Annotated in this window: 12 protein-coding genes and 1 tRNA gene; 5 read left to right on the top strand and 8 right to left on the bottom strand. The window is 61.0% G+C overall.

Annotated elements, in window-relative coordinates; genetic code table 11:
* The coding region (locus tag VJR29_13385; protein ID HKY64398.1) for a glycosyltransferase at nt 1-1,723 on the top strand (1,723 nt) is incomplete at its 5' end.
* Nucleotides 1,724-1,733: 10 nt separating this feature from the next.
* Here VJR29_13385 and uvrB read toward each other — a convergent pair.
* The 5 genes from uvrB to ispD all read right to left on the bottom strand — a co-directional run bounded on the left by uvrB (nt 1,734) and on the right by ispD (nt 8,430).
* On the bottom strand, nt 1,734-3,743 hold the full coding sequence (gene uvrB, locus VJR29_13380) for an excinuclease ABC subunit UvrB (protein HKY64397.1): 2,010 nt from the start codon (nt 3,741-3,743) through the stop codon (nt 1,734-1,736).
* Between the two features lie 99 nt (nt 3,744-3,842).
* Nucleotides 3,843-4,382: a hypothetical protein gene (locus VJR29_13375; protein ID HKY64396.1), complete on the bottom strand. Its 540-nt coding sequence runs from the start codon at nt 4,380-4,382 to the stop codon at nt 3,843-3,845.
* Between the two features lie 7 nt (nt 4,383-4,389).
* A complete protein-coding gene (gene cysS / locus VJR29_13370) occupies nt 4,390-5,844 on the bottom strand; it encodes a cysteine--tRNA ligase (protein HKY64395.1) in 1,455 nt (484 codons plus the stop codon).
* Nucleotides 5,807-7,255 carry a glutamate--tRNA ligase gene (gene gltX, locus VJR29_13365; GenBank protein HKY64394.1) on the bottom strand — a complete coding sequence of 483 codons (1,449 nt, stop codon included), beginning with the start codon at nt 7,253-7,255 and terminating at the stop codon, nt 5,807-5,809. The genes cysS and gltX overlap by 38 nt, the downstream gene beginning before the upstream one ends.
* Entirely contained in the window at nt 7,252-8,430 is a 1,179-nt protein-coding gene (ispD, locus tag VJR29_13360; GenBank protein HKY64393.1) for a 2-C-methyl-D-erythritol 4-phosphate cytidylyltransferase, read from the bottom strand. The genes gltX and ispD overlap by 4 nt, the downstream gene beginning before the upstream one ends.
* A gap of 258 nt (nt 8,431-8,688) precedes the next feature.
* Here ispD and VJR29_13355 point away from each other — a divergent pair, with 258 nt between their 5' ends.
* Nucleotides 8,689-10,236 (top strand): sialidase family protein, encoded by a 1,548-nt coding sequence (locus tag VJR29_13355; GenBank protein HKY64392.1) that lies wholly within the window; start codon nt 8,689-8,691, stop codon nt 10,234-10,236.
* A 13-nt stretch (nt 10,237-10,249) separates the two neighbouring features.
* Nucleotides 10,250-12,346: a S8 family serine peptidase gene (locus VJR29_13350; protein ID HKY64391.1), complete on the top strand. Its 2,097-nt coding sequence runs from the start codon at nt 10,250-10,252 to the stop codon at nt 12,344-12,346.
* Between the two features lie 129 nt (nt 12,347-12,475).
* On the opposite strand, the gene VJR29_13345 is transcribed toward VJR29_13350, so the two are convergent.
* Nucleotides 12,476-13,000 (bottom strand): CarD family transcriptional regulator, encoded by a 525-nt coding sequence (locus VJR29_13345; GenBank protein HKY64390.1) that lies wholly within the window; start codon nt 12,998-13,000, stop codon nt 12,476-12,478.
* A 311-nt stretch (nt 13,001-13,311) separates the two neighbouring features.
* Here VJR29_13345 and VJR29_13340 point away from each other — a divergent pair, with 311 nt between their 5' ends.
* The gene (locus tag VJR29_13340; GenBank protein HKY64389.1) at nt 13,312-14,631 is read left to right on the top strand and encodes a nucleotide sugar dehydrogenase; all 1,320 of its coding nucleotides are present in this window, start codon (nt 13,312-13,314) and stop codon (nt 14,629-14,631) included.
* Nucleotides 14,632-14,643: 12 nt separating this feature from the next.
* On the top strand, nt 14,644-15,027 hold the full coding sequence (locus VJR29_13335) for a hypothetical protein (protein ID HKY64388.1): 384 nt from the start codon (nt 14,644-14,646) through the stop codon (nt 15,025-15,027).
* Nucleotides 15,028-15,229: 202 nt separating this feature from the next.
* Here the strand turns inward: VJR29_13335 and VJR29_13330 are convergent.
* Both VJR29_13330 and VJR29_13325 read right to left on the bottom strand, forming a co-directional pair.
* Nucleotides 15,230-15,302 (bottom strand) — tRNA-Phe (locus tag VJR29_13330).
* 58 nt (nt 15,303-15,360) lie between these two features.
* Nucleotides 15,361-15,894 (bottom strand): matrixin family metalloprotease, encoded by a 534-nt coding sequence (locus VJR29_13325; GenBank protein HKY64387.1) that lies wholly within the window; start codon nt 15,892-15,894, stop codon nt 15,361-15,363.
* Between the last annotated feature and the right edge of the window lie 44 nt (nt 15,895-15,938).

Genomic DNA, 15,938 nt, shown 5'->3' with positions numbered 1-15,938 from the left:
CGAGAAATTCCCCTTTCAGGGCCCGGTCCTCGAGGACCCCAACTGGAAATGGTGGGCGATGTGCTCGACCGTCCTCGGCTTCTTCGGCTCTTGCCTCTTCTTGATGCGGCGCCAGAACATCAAGTTGCCGGGCCGAATTTTCTCGGTCTTGATCTTCCAAGTCGCGGTGGCCTTGGGCGTGCAGCTCGCCCGCGAAGCCTCCGACCAATACATGTCGCCCGGCGACATCGTGTTTTGGGCGGTGATGATCAGCGCCCAGCTCTTGCTTGCCGTCATCTTGCTGACCGACGCCGCCGAGATCGCCGACGTCGTCGGCCACAAGGCCCTGAAGCGGCGCTACCAGCCGCTGAAAACCGGCCTCGGCCCGTCGGAGGCCTTTCCGATGGTCTCGATCCATCTGGCCTGCTGCAAAGAGCCGCCCGAAATGGTGATCGCCACCATCGACAGCCTGGCCAGGCTGGACTACCCCAATTTCGAGGTCCTGGTCGTCGACAACAACACGCCCGACCCCGAGCTCTGGAAACCGGTGGAGAAACGCTGCCAGGAGCTGGGCTCGCGCTTTCGCTTTTTCTCCCTGGGCAAATGGCCGGGCTTCAAGGCCGGCGCTTTGAATTTCGCGCTCCGCGAGACCCATCCCGAAGCCAAGATCGTCGGCGTGGTCGATGCCGACTACATCGTCGAGCCGAATTGGCTGAGCTCGACCGTGCCCTATTTCAAGGAGCCCGACGTCTCCATCATCCAAGCGCCGCAGGAGCATCGCGACTGGGAGCATAACGTCTTCCAAAGGATGGAGAACGACGAGTACAGCGGCTTCTTCCGCATCGGGATGGTCCAGCGCAACGAGCACAACGCGATCATCCAGCACGGCACCATGACCTTGATCGAGAAGGCCGAGCTCGACAAGCTCGGCGGCTGGGCCGAGTGGTGCATTTGCGAGGACGCCGAGCTCGGCTTGCGCATCCTCAACGACGGCAAAAAATCGATGTATTTCGACCATGTCTTCGGCCGCGGCCTGGTCCCCGGAACCTATGAGGCCTACGCCAAGCAGCGCTTCCGTTGGGCCTACGGCGCGATGCGGATCATGCGCCGCCATTGGGCCAAGATCCTGGGCTTCACCGGCAATCTGACCCATGCCCAGCGCTATCAATTCATCAAAGGCTGGCTGCCCTGGATCGGCGATGCCCTCCACATGGTCTTCACCTTCACCGCGATCGTCTGGAGCCTGCTGCTCATCCTCGACCCCAAGCACACCGACTTTCCGGAGCCGATCTTCATCTACCCCGCGCTCTTGCTGGTATTGCTTCGGATCTTCGGAACCCTCTGGACTTATGATGCCCGGGTCAAAATCGGCTGGAAGCGTTCGATCCTGGCGGCGATCGCCGGCGGATCGTTGACCCACAAGATCGCCAAAGCGGTTTTCCAAGGACTCTTCGGCCTCCGCTCCCAGCCCTTCTATCGGACGCCGAAGAAAGAAAGCAAAGCCCCGATCCTTAAGGCCATCACCGCGGTCTATGACGAATTGCTCTTGGCAATCAGCCTCTGCGCCCTCTCCTACGGTATCCTGGATGTTTTCGGGACGATCAATGGTCAGGCCCTGCTCTGGGCGGTCTCGCTGGTGATCCAGGCCATTCCCTATTTCGCCGCCATCCTGGCGGCCTTGATCAGCAGCTATTCCAAGCGGAAGAAGCCGGCGGCCCTGGTGGAGCATCCGGTCGCTTCTTAAAGATGCTTACTTAAGATTTGATCCCAACCGACAGCGCGATGCCTTCCAGCTCCTTGATCCGGTCGCGCTTCTGGGCGGCGGTTTCGAAGTCGAGCTTTTCGGCCGCGGCCTTCATCTCTTTTCGCAGCTCGGCGATTTTCCGGGGGATCGACTCCAGATCGACCTCTTCCTCGAGCTCCGGCAGCTCTTTGGGCACCGTGAAGTAATCCTGCTCCTCGACGCTGGTCAGGATGTCCTGGATGCTCTTCTTCACCGTTTGGGGAGTAATGCCGTGCTCGCGGTTATAGGCCGCTTGAAGCTCGCGGCGACGCTTGGTTTCATGGATGGCCACCGCCATCGATTGGGTGACTTGGTCGGCGTAAAGGATCACATGGCCGTTGACGTTACGGGCGGCCCGGCCGAAGGTCTGGATGAAGGAGCGCTCGGAGCGGAGGAAACCCTCCTTGTCGGCGTCGAGGATGGCGACCAGCGAGACCTCGGGCATGTCCAAGCCCTCGCGAAGCAGGTTGATGCCGACCAAAACGTCGAATTTGCCCCGCCGCAAGTCACGGATGATCTCGACCCGCTCGATCGTCTCGATGTCGCTGTGGAGGTAGCGCACCTTGAGCCCGATATCGGCGAAGTATTTGGTCAAATCCTCCGACATCTTCTTGGTCAATGTCGTCACCAGCACCCGCTCGTCGCGGGCCATCCGCTGGCGGATCTCCTCGACCAAATCGTCGACCTGATCTTTGACCGGCCGGACATCGACGGTGGGGTCGAGCAAGCCGGTCGGCCGGATCACCTGCTCGGCAACTTGGCCCGGCGTCCGCTGGATTTCGTAAGGGCCGGGCGTGGCCGAGACGTAGAGGATCTGGTCGGTCAAATCCATGAACTCATCGAAGCGCAGCGGGCGATTGTCCAAGGCCGAAGGCAGGCGGAAGCCGAAGTCGACCAAGGTCTGCTTGCGGGCCCGGTCGCCGTTGTACATGCCGGAGATTTGGGGAACGGTGATGTGGGACTCGTCGACCATCAGCAAAAATTCGTCGGGGTAGTAATCGATCAGGGTCGGCGGCGGCTGGCCCGGCTGGCGGCCGGTGAGATGGCGGCTGTAGTTCTCGATGCCCTTGCAGAAACCGATCTCCTCCATCATCTCGAGGTCGAAGCGGGTCCGCTGCTCGATGCGCTGGGCCTCGATCAGCTGGTTGTTGTCGTGGAAATGCCGGATGCGCCCCTCTAACTCGGCCCGGATATTGATCACCGCCCGCTTCATCGCGTCGTCCCAGGTGACGTAGTGGCTGGCGGGATAAATCGCGATCTTTTCCAATTTCTGGAGGACCTTGCCGGTCAGGGGGTCGACTTCCTGGATCGAGTCGATCTCGTCGCCGAAGAATTCGATCCGGATGGCCTTCTGCTCCTCGTGGGCCGGAAAAATCTCCAGGACGTCGCCGCGGACCCGGAAAGTGCCGCGGTGGAAGTCGAAATCGTTGCGGGTGTATTGGATCTTGATCAGCTCGCGCAAGACCTCATTGCGCTCGACCGAGACGCCGGTCTCCAGAAAAACCAGCAGGCCATGGTAGGCTTCGGGCGAGCCCAAGCCGTAGATGCAGCTCACCGAGGCGACGATGATGACGTCGTTGCGCTCGAGCAGGGCCCGGGTGGCGGCGTGGCGCATCTTGTCGATCTCCTCGTTGATCGCCGAGTCCTTTTCGATGAAGAGATCCTGGGCCGGGACGTAGGCCTCGGGCTGGTAATAATCATAGTAGCTGACGAAGTACTCGACCGCGTTCTCCGGGAAGAGGTCCTTGAACTCCCGGTAAAGCTGGGCAGCCAAGGTCTTGTTGGGCGCCATGACCAAGGTCGGCTTCTGGACCTGGGTGATGACCTGGGCCATGGTGAAGGTCTTGCCCGAGCCGGTGACGCCGAGCAGGGTCTGCTCCTTGGCGCCGCCCTTGAAGCCTCGGCTGAGCTGGGCGATGGCCGCCGGCTGGTCGCCGCGCGGCTTCATTTCGGAGATAAGCTGGAAAGGCTTGAGGAGCATCGTTAATGTCATTCCGAGGAGCGAAGCGACGAGGAATCCCATACCTCGTTGGTGGGTATGAGATCCTTCGCTTCGCTCAGGATGACAGGCTAAAGCCCGTCATCCCGGGATCTTCAGATACACCTTGGCGGCGCGCTTGAGCAAGCTTCCGCCGTGGTGAAGGATCCAGACCGCCAAAATGATGCGGAGCAGCTTGGCCGCCACCACGATGGCGTAGACCGCCCAGGGATTCATCCCGATCATGGCGGCGGCGATGGCGCCGATCACGCAGGGAATGACGGTGAAAACGCCCAAGGTCAGCTCGACGTAGCCATACTCCTGGGCATGGGCCAGGATATCGCCGACTTGGGAGTAGAAGCCGTCGGATTGAGTCCAGGTGTAGAGGTAGCCGTGGAGAAAGGTGAATGCCGCGATGACGACCAGGCCCAGGCCGACCACGACGCCGAGCCCGGCCGCGAAGCACCATTTCTTGACGTGGCGCGGCCGAATCGCCACCGTCGCTCCCAGCAAACTGTCGCAGGGAATGAAAACCAAGAAGCTGTCGAGCAGGAACAAAAGAAAGAAGACCGGGGTGACCCAGTGAGCGTCGGCATGCAACGCAATCTTCTGCGCGTAGTAAGCGATCTTTTCCTTCTTCATACCGCGCCTACTTCGCCTTCCAAAGCGTCGTGCCGTCGGGCTTGTCCTCGAGGATCACGCCCTTGGCCGCCAAATCGTCGCGGATTCGGTCGGCTTTCTTGAAGTCCTTGTTTTTGCGGGCGGCCTTGCGTTCCTCGATCTGAGCCAGGATTTCGGCCTCGCTCAACCGGCCCGACTTTAAGGTAAAGCGCTTTCGGGTCTCGAAGTAAGCCGCCGGCGCCTGGTAAAAAAGCCCGAGACATTCGGCCACCGGCTTCAGGGCCCGGCCGAGACCTTCGCGGAAGGCGGCGATTTGATCGGGTGCCGGACTCGAGTCGAGAAATTTATTCGTTTCGCGGACCAATTCGAAGACCAAACCCAGGACTTGGGCCGAATTGAAATCGTCGTCCATCGCCGCGTCGAAATCCTTGGCGAAGGCTTGGAGCGAGCCGAAGACCGTGCCCTTGCCCTGCCCGGCCGCTTTTTGGCCGGCGGCGCTTTCCTCCAGCCGGGCCAGGGTTTGGTAGACCCGGTCGACCGCACCCACCGCCTCGCGCATGTTGGTCTCGTTGAAGTCCAGCGGCGAGCGGTAGTGGGCCGAGAGCAGGAAATAGCGGATCGCCTCGTGGGGATACTCGGCCAAGACGTCGCGGATGGTGAGGAAATTGCCCGTCGACTTGCTCATCTTGTCGGCGTTCAGGTTGACGAAGCCGTTGTGGACCCAATAATTCACGAAGGGCTTTTCGAGCGCTCCCTCGGACTGGGCCTTTTCGTTCTCATGGTGCGGAAAGATCAGGTCGCGCCCGCCGCCATGAATGTCGATCGAGGGGCCGAGCAGGTCGGTGCTCATCGCCGAGCACTCGATGTGCCAGCCAGGGCGGCCCGGTCCCCAAGGCGAAGCCCATTCCGGCTCGCCGGGCTTGGCGCCCTTCCACAGGGCGAAATCCAGCGGATCGGCCTTGGCCTCCTGGACCTCGACCCGGGCGCCGGCCTCGAGGTCCTCGATGTTTTTCCCCGAAAGCTCGCCATAGCCCGGAAACTTGCGAACCGAATAAAAAACGTCGCCCTTGGCGGGATAGGCGATGCCCTTCTCGACCAGCTTGGCGATCAAGGCCTGCATTTGGGGAACGTATTCGGTGGCCTTGGGCTCGTCGGTCGGCCGCAGGTTGCCCAGCGCCGCCATGTCCTCGTGAAAGGCCTGAATGAAGAACTCCTTGAGCTCCCGCCAATCCTGGCCCTTTTCCTGCGAGCGCTTGAGGATCTTGTCGTCGATGTCGGTGAAGTTGCGGACGTAGCGGACCTCGAAACCCTTGTGCTTGAGGTAGCGATAGAGGAGGTCGAAGACCACCGAGGCCCGGGCATGGCCCAGATGGCAGTAGTCGTAGGCGGTGATCCCGCAGACATACATGCCGACTTTTCCGGGAACGATGGGCTGGAAGTCTTCTTTATTGCGGCTTTTCGTGTTGTAGATTTTCAAAGGCACGGCGGACTCTTTCCAATACTTGGCCCTTGCCGAGCGCGGTCACCAGGTTGGCCAGCTCCGGCCCCTCGGTGCCGCCGGTCAGGGCGACGCGGACGGGCAAGAACAGCTTCTTGCCCTTCATCTTGGTCTTCTTCTTCAGATCCTCGAGGATCTGCTCGTAGCGCTCGGGGCTCATCTCGCCCTCGCCCCCCTCGACCAACGAGGCGAAGGTCTCGAGCACTTTGGGGGTTTCGGGAGCTTCGAGCGCGGCCTTGGCCTCGGCGCTCTCCGGCGCCGGCGGCTTGAGCAGCAAATTCACCCAGCCGGCGACCTCGCCGAAATTCTTCACGTTGGGCCGCACCGCGAGCAAGGCCCTCTCGAGATTCTCGGCGCCGGCATCGACGTCGGTGCCGGCCAAGGCGGCCTTGGCCCGCTCGAGGTACTGGACCTCGCTCAGCCTGTTCATGTGAACTTGATTGATATGGTCGAGCTTGGCCCAATCGAAGATCGCGCTGCTCCGGGAGACCCGGCCCAAGTCGAAGCTCTCGATCAGGCCCTGGAGGTCGAGGATTTCCTTGCCCTCGGGCGGAGCCCAACCCAACAAAGCCAGGTAATTGAGCAAGGCTCCGGGCAAATAGCCCTTGGCTTTGAGCTCGCCGACCGAGGTGCTGCCGTTGCGCTTGGACAGCAGGGTGTGGTCCGGCCCCAGGATCAGGGGGAGATGCGCGAATTGCGGCGGCTCGAAACCCAGGGCCCGCTGAATGAGGATTTGGCGCGGGGTGTTCGACATGCCGTCCTCGCCGCGAATGACGTGGGTCACGCCCTGCAGGCAATCGTCGATCGCGCAGGCGAAAAGGTAGAGCGGCAGCTCGTTGGAGCGGGCGATGACGAAATCGCCGATGGTCAGAGTGTCGAAGACCTTCTCGCCGTAGACGATGTCGTTGAACTTCACGATGTCGCGCTCGACCTTGAAGCGCCAAGTCGGAGCCACCCCGGCCTCGACCTTGGCCTGGCGCTCGGCCTCGGGCAATTCCCGGCACTTCCCGCTGTAGCGGTAGGGCTTGCCGGTGGCCATGGCCCGGCGGCGCTCGGCCTCCAGCTCCTCGTGGCTGCAATAGCAGCGGTAGATCTGGCCCTGGGCCTGGAGCTTTTCGAGGTGCTCTTGATAGATCTTCAGCCGCTCGCTCTGGCGATAGGGCCCGACCTGGCCGCCGGCATCGGGGCCTTCGTCGTAATTCAGGCCCAGCCATTGGAGGTCTTGAAGGATGGCGGCTTCGTAATTTTCCTGGGAGCGCTCCTGGTCGGTGTCTTCGATGCGCAGGATCAGCTTCCCGCCTTGGCGGCGGGCGAAAAGGAAGTTGAAGAGCGCGGTGCGCACGTTGCCTTGGTGCAAAAGCCCGGTGGGGCTGGGCGCGAATCGGACTCGAGTCATGGTCGGCTCCCTGTGCTTTGGATTAAAACCACGGCCTTGGCGGCGAGGCCCTGCATCGTTCCGGTGAAACCGAGACCTTCCTCGGTGGTGGCCTTCACGCTGACCCGGCCGAGGGGAAGGCCGAGGGCGGCGGCGATGTTCTCGCGCATTTCCGGAATATGCGGGGCCAGCTTGGGCCGCTGGCAAACGAGGGTGGCATCCACATTGGCCACCTGAAAGCCCTTATTTTGAACCAAGCGGGCCACTTCGGCCAACAAAATCCGGCTCGAGGCCCCCTTCCATTTCGGATCGGTGTCGGGGAAATGCTTGCCCAAGTCGCCTTCGGCCACCGCCCCGAGCAGGGCGTCGCCGATGGCGTGAAGCAAGGCATCGGCGTCGGAATGGCCCAGCAGGCCTTTCTCGAAGGGAATTTTGACTCCGCCCAAGATCAAATCCCGGCCTTCGGCGAAGGCATGGACGTCATAGCCCTCGCCGATGCGGAAATCGGCGGCCATCCGATGGTTGTTCCTTTTCTCCAACAATGCTTCGGCCATCTCTAAATCCTCGGATCGAGTGATCTTGAAATTGAATTGCGAGCCTTCCACCAAGCGGACCTTGTGGCCCATGCTCTCGACCAAGCCGGCTTCGTCGGTGGCGTCCATGCCCTTGGCTTCGGCCCACTCCATCGCCTCTTCCAGCAAGGAGCGGGAAAAGACCTGCGGCGTTTGGATCTGAAACAAGCGCTCCCGCGACACCGTCTTTTGCACGTAAAACCGCTCGTCGGCTTTCTTCAGGGTATCGGCGGCCGGAATTGCGGTGACCGCGGCTCCGGTGTCTTGGGCGGCGGCCAAAGTTTTTTTCAACAGCTCTTCGCTGACCAAGGGCCGGGCGACGTCATGAATCAAAATCCACTCGGCGTCCGCCGCCACCCTTTGCAGGCCCCGGTGAACCGACTTTTGGCGGGTGATTCCGCCGGCGGTCACTTCAACCTCCGGCGGCAAGGTCTTCCGCCACTCGTCCACGAAATCCTGGGGCACGACCAAGACCAAGCCCTGGAAAAGCTTGTTGCCCAGGAAGCGGTCCAGGACATGGTCGATGACCCGCCGGCCGGCCAGAGGCAGAAACTGCTTCGGCAGCGTCGCACCCAGTCGGCTACCCGAACCTCCCGCCACTAAAATCGCCCACGCGGAGCTCATCGAAGAACCTCTAAGACCCCAAAATCCCCGTCGATTCGGATGAAACAGCCCTCGGAAATGGGGCTTTTAAAGAAAAGACGTGAGTCCTGGGTTTAGCGGCTTCAGGGGGTTTTGTCAAAAATTCCCTCGGCCAGGTGCCACGATGCGTCAAATGTACCGAATGACGCGCATGGCCTTGCTGATTTTTAAATTGGGATGCTAGGATTCCTGTACATAAAAAAATCCGGCACTCATTTAAAAGGACTTAGGGGGTTAGTTATGTCGAGGATTCGTGGGATTTTCCTGCTTTGCGCATTCGTCTATCTAAGCCTAGCCGCGGGCGGTCCGGCTCGGGCCCAAGAAGTGACTTTCGGGTCGCCGCGCGATATCGCCGAGATCGGCTTCTCCGGACTCGCTCAATTCGCGAATGGCTTCACTTTGAACCGTTTCGCGATCAACGCCAACGGGACGCTTGAAGCGGCCATCTTAGGGGTCGATAGCAGTCAGGACCCTCAGGAGCTGCCGATGCTCTCGGTGAGCTTCGCTCAGGACCAAGGCGCCTTCCTGCCGCCCATCGTCCTGTCCGGCGAGGACAACGTCGTCGAGCTGATCGCCTCGGTCGAAATGGACAGCGCCAATAACCTCCACGCCTTTAGCTCAAGGGTGGAAAATGGCGGATCGGACGCGCCTCAAATGAACGTGGTGAACAGCAACAGCGATGCCACCGTGGTCGGCGATCCGATCCCCCTCGCGCCGGGCACCGAGCCCGATTTCGCCCAGCTCTTCTCGAACACGACGATCGACGCCGAGGACAACCTCCATGTCGTCTTCTCCACGCTGTCTCCCGACACTTCCGATTTCACCGGCCCGCTTTACTACGTGCGCAGCGGCGACGGCGGCGCGACCTGGTCCCCGCCCAAACCGGTGGTCGGCGTTTCAGGCTCCCAGTCCAATAACTTCATTTATCCGTCGGTGGCGGCCGGCGCTGACGGCGAAACCGTCGTGGTCAGCTATTTCGACGCCAACCAGAACCAAATTAGGGCCGCCAAGAGCAGCGACGGCGGGGCATCTTTCCCCACGAACGAGGAAGTCTTCCAATATCCGGCCCAACCCCCCACGGTCTTCAGCAAAGTGGCCATGGACGCCGCGGGCAAGATTTACGTCGCCTACTCCGGCGATGTCGACGACGACCCTGCCAACGCCGAGGTCCTGCTGTCGACCAGCACCGACGGAGCCAGCTATGGCCAGCCGGTCACGGTCAACCAGGAACCCACCAATTTCGAGGGCCCGATCGTCAACATGGCGGTGGACTCGCGCGGGCGAATCGACGTCATTTGGCATTCCGATCCCGACGGCGACGATTTGACGCAGGCCTTGAATTTCGCCCGCAGCACCGACGGCGGAGCGACTTTCTCATCGCCCGTCACCATCGCGACCGCTCCCGATGGGCAACTGGCGATGAACGGCGGCATTCGCCACGATAGGTGGGGCCACGTTTTCGTCGACGTTATATACGCCCAATTCGATTTGATGACCGGCGGCTCGGTCCACATGGTGGTTGGGACCCCCGATGACCTGGGAGCCCCCGAGAATTGCGGCGACAGCTCCGACAACGACTACGACGGCGCGGTCGATTGCGACGACACCGAATGCGAGGGCGACGCGGCCTGCGTCGACGACAGCGGAATCGGCGGCGAAGCCGAAGGCGGCGGCTGCTCGATTTCGGGACATTCGTCGAAGCTGGGCTGGGCTGCTCTCTTCCCGGCCACCGGGCTCTTGCTCCTGCTGCTGCAAAGGAGGAAGGCTCGGGCCTCTTCCAGAGCTTAGGGCCTAGCCGCCAATGGGCTATGCGGTCCTTTTCATCGCCTTGATTTTGGGCCTCCAGGCGCCGGTAGCCGGCGCCCAGGAGCGCCTTTATCGCGGCGACCCCGACTCGCCCCTCGCCCGGTCGAAGAAGATCAATCCCAATCTTCGGGTGATGGCTCAGGAGCTGGGCCGGCGCGGGATCACGGACTCCAATGCCCGCGCGTCCCGAGCTTCCTCGCTGTCGGGCGGTTTCGCCCGAGTCGACGACTCGGCGGCACTGCAAGCCTACCTCCATCTCGACTCGGTCGAGACCGAAAAACTCGCGGCTCTCCAAAGTCGGGGGGTCCGCATCGAGATCAGCAATGCCAAGCTCGGCATCGTCCAAGGCTGGATTCCCTACCAACGGATGGACTCGGTCGCCGAACTCCCCTTCGTTCGCCGCATCACCGTGCCCAGCTTCGGGACCGCTAGACTAGCTCCTTGCGTCGACGAGCCCAGTGGCTGCCGGACCGAGGGCGACTCCATCCATCGGGCCGACGAGCTGCGGGATCTGGGTTTTGACGGCGGCGGCGTCCGGGTCGGCGTCATCTCCGACGGAATCGATGGTCTTTGCGACGCGGTCGCAGCCGGGGAGCTGCCGAGCGGCATCCAAGCTTTCGGGACTTGCAACGACGCCAACCCTTGCCTTTGCTCGAACGGCGCCGAGGGCACCGCCATGCTCGAGATCGTCCATGACATGGCGCCGGGCGCCGCTCTCGGCTTCGGCTCGGGCATCGCTTCCAGCCTTCAATTCATCCAAAGCGTCGAAGAGCTGACGCGGGATTTCCAGGCCGACATCATCGTCGACGACATCGGATTTTTCCTGGAGCCCTATTTCGAGGACGGGCCCATCGCTCAAGCCGTTCAGGCGGCGATCGACCAAGGAGTCCTCTATGTGTCCTCGGCCGGCAACCAGGCTCAGGAGCATTACGAAGGCGACTACGTGGATAGCGGTGACGGTCGGGGCAGCCATCAAATCAGCGGCGGCAATAACGTCTTCAACATCTCGGGCTTCTTCAATGTCCTAGTGATCCTCCAATGGAGCAACCCCTTCGGCCAAGCCGACGACGATTATGACATTTGCTTCGCCGACGAGACGCCGGAAGTTTGCGCCACCTATAACGAGCGCCAGGACGGTGATGACGATCCGCTCGAGTTCATGGCGGTGAACTGTCTTTTCGACGGCTGCGAGCTGCAAGTTCGCCGCGTCTCGGGCCAGGCTCAACGCCTCGAGCTCTTCATCCTGGACGGCGGATTGGAGCCCGGCGACCGGGTCCTCGAAGGCAGTATCTTCGGCCACCCCGCGGTGCCGGGCGTCTTCGCCGCGGCCGCGGTCGACGTGCTGGACCCCGGCAACGACACGGTCGAAGCTTATAGCTCCCGCGGTCCGAGTCGGATCGAGTTTCCCGCCCTGGAGATTCGCGACAAGCCGGACATCGCGGCCAGCGACGGGGTCGAAGTCAGCGGCTTCGGCGGTTTCCCCAGCCCCTTCTTCGGCACCTCGGCGGCAGCGCCGCACGTCGCGGCGGTGCTGGCTCAATTATTGGGTGGCCTGGGGCCGGCGGCGGATATCCCTCAGGCGGTCAAGGACGGGGCCGTGGACATCGAAGCCGGGGGTTTCGACTCCTTGGCCGGCTTCGGCCGATTGGACGCTTTGGCCGCCGCCGGTTTCCTCCAAAAGACGCCGGATTCCTTCATTGACAGTCCGGTGGGAGACTTGGAGATCGAACTGGGCGAAATGGTCGAGTTCCGCGGATCCTGCACGACTTTCGACGGCCTGGCGAATCCGACCTTTCATTGGAGCTTCGGGGAAAACTCGGGGATCCCCGATAGCGGAGCCGAGGATCCCGGATCGCTTGGCTTCGCCGAGGCCGGAGAATTCGAGGTCGCCTTCACCTGCACCGACGGCTCCGGGATCGCCGACAACACACCGGCCATCCGACTCATTCGAGTGCAAGGCCCGCCGACGCCCACGCCTCCCCCCTCGCCCTCACCCTCGCCTTCTCCGTCAGCCATCGCTTCGCCCCCTCCGGTAGTTCCGCCTTCGCCTTCCAGCGGGGGATGCTCGCTGATGATCGAGAGCCGAAAATAAAAAAGCCCTCCGGGGCTACCCGAAGGGCTTTTGAGAGAATGCTTGCTTTGCCGCGCCCCCTCTCCCGATTCGGCTTCGCCGAATCACCCTCTCCCGCAAGGGGAGAGGGAAACATGGAGGGGAGAAGATTTAGGCCGCCTTGAAGATCTCGTTGATCTCTTCCTCGATCTCGTCTTCCTCGCGGCCTTCGCAGATCGCGAGCTCCTTCATCAGGAGGCTCTTGGCGGTATCGAGCATCTTGCGCTCGCCAAAGCTCAATTCTTTCTTGAACTTAAGCAGGGAAAGATCTCGTAAAACCTCGGCAATTTCGTAAACCGAGCCGGTCTTGATCTTGTCCATGTACTCGCGGTAGCGGCGGTTCCAAGTCTGGTTGTCGATGTGGACATCGCGCTGCTTGAGGATCTCGTAGACGTCGTCGACCTCCTGGTCGGAAATGACCTCGCGCAGGCCCACCGCGTTGACATTGGCGGTCGGGACCATGATCTTCATGCCGCTGTCGAGGATCTGCAGGACGTAGAAGGTCTGCTTGGCGCCCATGATCTCCTTGCTCTCGATGCTCTTGACCTCGCCGACGCCATGGGCGGGATAGACGGCTTTGTCGCCAACCTTGAAGGGGAGCTCGGAAAAGGACTGCTTAGCAAGGCCCTTGGCCATGGAAAAACCTCCTACATGAATAGCAACACCCGCCTTGGGAACGGGTCTTACCCGGTTTCGTCACTAAAAATGTTAGATTCCCTCGATTTGAAGCAAGGATCGAGCTTGTAACACATCCGATGCCTGAGCGTCAACTTCCGCTAACGCCCTGTGTCAATCGAAGGACCTACCAGCCCCTTTCCTCATTCCCGAGGAATAAAAATTTGCAAACAATAACCGCTAGATAATAATTAGCGGGAAAATATCGTCTTTCCGAAATTATCGTCGCGATTAGCAAAAAGTTGTCCAACAAAGGGATATTTGAGGCCGATATGGCGAAAAAACAAGGTTCCCAAACTGTCCTACTCGACAAGATTCAGGGCCGCCGTGCCCGGATCGGGGTCATCGGCCTGGGCTATGTCGGCCTGCCCCTGGCGGTGGGCTTCGCCGAAGCCGGCTTCCGGGTGACCGGGATCGACCTCGACCCCCGTAAGGTGGCCGCCCTGAAGGCCGGAAAGAATTATATTCCGGATATTTCCAATGCTTTGGTCAAGGATCTTGTGAAGCGAAAATTGCTGGTCGCGACCGGCGATTTTCGCGCTGCCAGGGAGCTGGATACGGTCTCGATTTGCGTGCCCACGCCGCTCCGCAAGAGCCGCGATCCCGACATTTCCTACATCGTCCACGCCACCGCCAAACTGAAAAAAAACCTGCGCCGGGGACAGCTCATTGTCCTCGAAAGCACCACCTATCCCGGCACCACCGAGGAGATCCTCCTGCCCGAGCTCAGCTCCACCGGCCTCGAGGTCGGAAAGGACTTCTTCCTCGCTTTTTCGCCGGAGCGGATCGACCCGGGCAACACTCGCTTCGGCCTCAAGAACACTCCCAAGATCGTCGGCGGGATCACCGCCGCCTGCACCGAGGTCAGCGCGGCGCTCTACCGCCAGGTCAGCGACAAGGTCCTGACCGTCAGCTCCTCGGCTTCGGCCGAGATGGTGAAGATCCTGGAAAACACCTTCCGGGCGGTCAATATCGGGCTGGTCAACGAAATCGCCCAGATCTGCGACAAGCTGAAGATCGATGCCTGGGAAGTGATCGAGGCGGCCGCCTCCAAGCCCTTCGGCTTCATGCCCTTTTATCCGGGGCCCGGCCTCGGAGGGCACTGCATCCCGGTGGACCCCCACTATCTCTCCTGGAAGCTGCGCAGCATGAACTACACCACCCGCTTCATCGAGCTGGCCAGCGAGATCAACCACGAGATGCCGGACTATGTCTTTCAGAAGATCCAGGCTGCGCTCAACGAGCGGAAGAAATCGGTGAAGGACGCCAAGATCCTGCTGCTGGGCGTGGCTTACAAGAAGAACGTCTCCGACGTCCGGGAGTCGCCGGCTTACGATCTGGCCCGGCGCCTGATCGAGGCCGGAGCCAAGCTGAGCTATAGCGATCCTCATGTCCCGGTTTGGGCCACCGACTGGGGGAGCTTCCGTTCCCAAAAGCCAAGCCCCAAGCTATTGAAGGGTTCGGACTGTACGGTCATCGTCACCGATCATCAGGCCTTCGATTACCGCCAAGTCGTCGCAACGGCTCCGCTGATCGTGGACACCCGCAACGCGACCAAGGGGCTGGTTTCGAAGAAGATCGTCAAGCTCTAGCGGCAGGTGAAGATGAAGCGAAAGATCCTAATGGCCTTGGTCTTGAGCCTTATTCTCTCCAGTCATTGCCAAGCGGGAGAAGCTCCCGACCCGGTCGTCAAAAAAATCTGCCAAGGCACTTGTTCCGGAAAGATGGCCTGGGTCCAAGCCTGGAACGACGCTTCCGGCCAAGCCAAGGCCTATCAATATCAGGGCGGCCTCGACGCCTGCTCCCACCCGCCGCAAATATTCTACAAAGCTGACGGAACCGAGCTGGGAGCGTTCCCGGAATTCCCGGTGAATCCGCAGGACCCTGCTTCGACAGCTCGCTTGAAGGAGTTGCAGGCGAAGCGTGAGGGATGGCTGCGGGGCTTAAGCCCGGGAAAGAAGTTATGGTGCGACCGTCTCGGAGGATGAGAAGTCGTCGACGCTGAAAGATCTTACCCCCCTTTGAAAAAGGGGGGCTGGGGGGATTTGACAACCGTTGCAAAGCAATGGGAGTCAGCGACCAAATTTTTTGATGCCCTCTAACACTTTCAAAAAGTTTGCCCGGCCACAGCGTGGCCGGTTTGCCTTTTTGAAAGCTCTACCGTCTGAGCTACCTGATTTTTAGAGAATGTGGCCAGGGACGGAATCGAACCGCCGACACAAAGATTTTCAGTCTTCTGCTCTACCGACTGAGCTACCTGGCCAGCCGCCCCTTTTGGGGGCTAAGCTTGATATAAACAGCGTTTCGGACTGTCAATGGGATTATGGACCCTCCGCCGGTGCCATCCCCTCGCCCGCCAAAATCAGCTCGTCCAGCGTCTCGGCGATATCGAAGGTCATCGCCGAATAATGCTGCGGCGACTTATACATGATCGAGGCCGAGTTGGCGGTGTGGTCGAAGCCGAGGCAGTGGCCGATCTCGTGGGTCAGCAGCGGCACGTCGGTCGCGTTCTCGGAGCGGATGAAGACCGCGCAAATTTGCCCCTCTTCGATCCGTAGGGCGCCGGCCCTAGCATCCTTCTCCAATAAATCGTCATAAGGTCCGACATAGATGAGAAAAGGCGCGGTGACGTCGTCGACGATGGTCAGGAGGCCGGGAGCGACGTCATTCCAGGCCTCGACCGCCAAGGCCAAGCTGCCGAAGTCGCCCTGCTGCTCGTCGATCACAGTGGCAAAGGAGATGCGATAAGGAGGAAAGAGGGCTTCGTAGACATTGGGCTCCCGGAGGTAGGCATCCCAACCGCCGCAAGCGGCGAGGCTCAGGCAAAACAAGATGGCGAGAAAGTGGCGGCCCATGGGCCGGCCCTAACCAAAAGCCGAGGGCTCGGCAATCCCGAAAA

Source organism: bacterium, assembly GCA_035281585.1.
Taxonomy (GTDB): domain Bacteria; phylum UBA10199; class UBA10199; order DSSB01; family DSSB01; genus DATEDP01.
Note: the sequence above shows the minus strand (reverse complement) of the source record. Positions and strands in the feature narration are given on the sequence as shown.

Excerpts from the sequence above, each read along its gene's own strand:
- ispD (HKY64393.1), bottom strand. The coding sequence starts at position 8,430 with ATGAGCTCCGCGTGGGCGATTTTAGTGGCGGGAGGTTCGGGTAGCCGA.
- VJR29_13340 (HKY64389.1), top strand. The coding sequence starts at position 13,312 with ATGGCGAAAAAACAAGGTTCCCAAACTGTCCTACTCGACAAGATTCAG.
- VJR29_13375 (HKY64396.1), bottom strand. The coding sequence starts at position 4,382 with ATGAAGAAGGAAAAGATCGCTTACTACGCGCAGAAGATTGCGTTGCAT.
- uvrB (HKY64397.1), bottom strand. The coding sequence starts at position 3,743 with ATGCTCCTCAAGCCTTTCCAGCTTATCTCCGAAATGAAGCCGCGCGGC.
- VJR29_13345 (HKY64390.1), bottom strand. The coding sequence starts at position 13,000 with ATGGCCAAGGGCCTTGCTAAGCAGTCCTTTTCCGAGCTCCCCTTCAAG.
- VJR29_13325 (HKY64387.1), bottom strand. The coding sequence starts at position 15,894 with ATGGGCCGCCACTTTCTCGCCATCTTGTTTTGCCTGAGCCTCGCCGCT.
- VJR29_13335 (HKY64388.1), top strand. The coding sequence starts at position 14,644 with ATGAAGCGAAAGATCCTAATGGCCTTGGTCTTGAGCCTTATTCTCTCC.
- gltX (HKY64394.1), bottom strand. The coding sequence starts at position 7,255 with ATGACTCGAGTCCGATTCGCGCCCAGCCCCACCGGGCTTTTGCACCAA.
- VJR29_13355 (HKY64392.1), top strand. The coding sequence starts at position 8,689 with ATGTCGAGGATTCGTGGGATTTTCCTGCTTTGCGCATTCGTCTATCTA.
- VJR29_13350 (HKY64391.1), top strand. The coding sequence starts at position 10,250 with ATGGGCTATGCGGTCCTTTTCATCGCCTTGATTTTGGGCCTCCAGGCG.